1 protein-coding gene is annotated in these 1,899 nt (G+C 66.9%); it reads left to right on the top strand.

Annotation, left to right across the window (positions count from 1 at the left end):
* Positions 1-1,899, top strand: a 1,899-nt coding sequence (locus B9G38_RS16700) for an elongation factor EF-2 (RefSeq protein WP_086221120.1), incomplete at both ends; no start/stop codon positions are given.

Below are 1,899 nucleotides of genomic sequence, written 5' to 3'. Positions count from 1 at the left end.
TCGCGATGGACACGAAGGAGGACGAGCAGGAGCGCGGGATCACCATCGACGCGGCGAACGTCTCGATGACCCACGAGTACGAGGACACCAACCACCTCATCAACCTCATCGACACCCCGGGCCACGTGGACTTCGGGGGCGACGTCACTCGCGCGATGCGCGCGGTCGACGGCGCGCTGGTGGTCGTCGACGCCGTCGAGGGCGCGATGCCCCAGACGGAGACGGTGCTCCGACAGGCGCTCCGCGAGGGCGTGAAGCCGACGCTGTTCATCAACAAGGTCGACCGCCTCATCTCGGAGCTCCAGGAGGGGCCCCAGGAGATGCAAGAGCGGCTGATGTCGGTCATCGCCGACGTCAACGAGCTCATCCGCGGGATGGCCGAGAACATGGACGACATCCCCGAGGACTGGACCGTCTCCGTCGAGGACGGCACGGTCGGCTTCGGCTCCGCGCTGTACAAGTGGGGCGTCTCGATGCCCTCGATGCAGCGGACCGGCATGGACTTCGGCGACATCATGGAGCTCGAACAGAACGACAAGCGGCAGGAGCTCCACGAGCGGACGCCGCTGTCTGACGTCGTGCTCGACATGGTCTGCGAACACTTCCCGAACCCGGTCGACGCGCAGCCCCGCCGCGTCCCGCGCATCTGGCGCGGTGACCCGGACACCGAGCTGGCCGAGGGGATGCAGCTAGTCGACGAGGACGGCGACGTCGTCTTCATGGTCACCGACATCTCCATGGACCCGCACGCGGGCGAGATCGCGACTGGCCGCGTCTTCTCCGGCACGCTGGAGAAGGGCCAGGAGCTGTACGTCTCCGGCACGGCCGGGAAGAACCGCATCCAGAGCGTGGGGCTCTTCATGGGGTCCGAACGCGAGGAGGTGGACCGTGTCCCGGCGGGGAACATCGCGTCCGTCACCGGACTGCGTGACGCCATCGCCGGCTCCACCGTCTCCTCGGTTGAGATGACGCCGTTCGAGTCGATCGAACACATCTCCGAGCCGGTCATCACGAAGTCCGTCGAGGCGCAGAACATGGACGACCTGCCGAAGCTCATCGAGACGCTCCAGCAGGTCGCCAAGGAGGACCCGACGATCCAGATCGAGATCAACGAGGACACCGGCGAGCACCTGATCAGCGGGCAGGGTGAGCTCCACCTCGAAGTGATCACCCAGCGGATTCGCGACAACCAGGGCATCCCGGTCATCACCGGCGAGCCGATCGTCGTGTTCCGCGAGCAGCCCCAGGAGTCCTCTCGCGAGGTCGAGGGGCAGTCGCCGAACCGCCACAACAAGTTCTACATCACCGTCGAGCCGATGGACCAGGAGATCGTCGACGCCATCCAGCTCGGCGAGGTCTCGATGGACATGCCCGAACTGGAGCGCCGCGAGGCGCTCCAGGAGGCCGGCATGGACAAGGACACCTCCCAGAACGTCGAGGACATCCACCGGACCAACATCCTCATCGACGACACGAAAGGGATCCAGCACCTCAACGAGACGATGGAGCTCGTCTTGGAGGGGCTTCAGGAGGCGCTCGACGACGGTCCGCTGGCCGCCGAGCCGGTCCAGGGGTCGCTGTTCCGACTCCACGACGCGAAGCTCCACGAGGACACCATCCACCGCGGTCCGGCGCAGGTCATCCCGGCGGTCCGCGACGCGGTCCACCGCTCGCTGATCGACGGCGAGGTCCGCCTGCTCGAACCGATCCAGGACGTCCGGATCGACGTGCCCAGCGAACACATGGGCGCGGCCTCCGGCGAGATCCAGGGTCGTCGCGGCCGCGTCGACGACATGTACCAGGAGGGCGACCTCATGGTCGTCGAGGGCATCGCGCCCGTCGAGGAGATGATCGGGTTCTCCTCCGACATCCGCTCGGCCACCGAGGGCCGCGCCTCGT

Source organism: Halorubrum sp. SD612 (assembly GCF_002135005.1).
This window is presented reverse-complemented; position numbering and strand designations above follow the sequence as displayed.